Annotated in this window: 1 protein-coding gene and 1 pseudogene; both read left to right on the plus strand. The window is 65.0% G+C overall.

Annotation, left to right across the window (positions count from 1 at the left end; translation table 11 throughout):
- A partial coding sequence (locus ACIRS4_RS39280) for a hypothetical protein (protein WP_404205232.1) occupies positions 1-283 on the plus strand: 283 nt, incomplete at its 5' end.
- Positions 273-1,023, plus strand: a pseudogene (locus tag ACIRS4_RS39285) (glutamine synthetase); the annotation flags it as partial. The gene ACIRS4_RS39280 and the pseudogene ACIRS4_RS39285, both read left to right, overlap by 11 nt.

Genomic DNA, 1,023 nt, shown 5'->3' on the forward strand with positions numbered 1-1,023 from the left:
CACGGCGGCCGAGACGTTCTGGGCTCGGGTGAGCGAACTCCGGGGCATGCCGGGAGGTCTCAATATCTACTGCTTCGACGAGAACGAATTCGCCTCCTTCGGCGACGGCGAGAACAACGCCTATTCGTTCCTCGGCTCGTCGGCTGCGTTGTCGCGCATGTTCGGGGGCCGTTCGCTGGTCATGGAAGAACTCGAGGGCGGCGAGCTCGCACTCCATGGCTCTATTTCCGACCTCTCGGCGCTCATCGGCGCCAATCTGAAAGTGGTGTGCGGTGAGCTCTGACCGTTTCGATGCAATGACCTCCGTTTCGCGCGTACGCGTCGAGGCGACCAACCATGACGGCGTCCTGATCGGCAAGACGCTCTCCCCGGCGAAATATCGATCGTGTCGGGAGAAGGGCATCGCGCTGCCCGATCTGGCCCTGGGGCTGGACCTCAACAACCATTCCGCCCTCGGTTTCGGTTTTCCGGAATGGCGGCGCAATGGTCTGATGACCGATATCGAACTCCGTCCGGACGAGAACACTCTGATCGAGTGGAAGCCCGGATTGGCCTCGGTGATCGGTGACCTGTGGACCCTGCAGGGCGAGCCGGTGCAGGCGGACCCCCGGCAGGCGCTCAAGCGGATCGTGGCCGCGTACGCGAAGCGCGGGCTGAACATCCTGGCGTGTGTCGAGATCGAGGCGACCGTCTTCCAGGAGTCCATCGAGCAGGCTCGCGCCCAGCAGTACCAGAACCTGACGCCGCTCGGCGGCAGTTCCGGAGCCGCGCTGGTGCACGCGAAATCTCCGGATTACGTGGAGTACGTGGAGGCCGTCGCCGCTCGTTTCGACGAGATCGGGATTCCCTGGGAGGCCTACTCCGACGAGGCCGCGAGCGGTCAGATCGAGTTCAATATCGCCCCCGCCGATCCGGTCACGGCCGCGGACCGGTGGGCGCGCGCTCGTCAGGTCATGCGCGAGGTCGCCTACTCCCTGGGCCGATCGGTCACCTTCATGGCGAAGTGGTCCGCGGCGTACGGGC

Origin of the sequence: Streptomyces sp. NPDC101166 (assembly GCF_044768125.1) — a bacterium.
Lineage (GTDB): Bacteria > Actinomycetota > Actinomycetes > Streptomycetales > Streptomycetaceae > Streptomyces.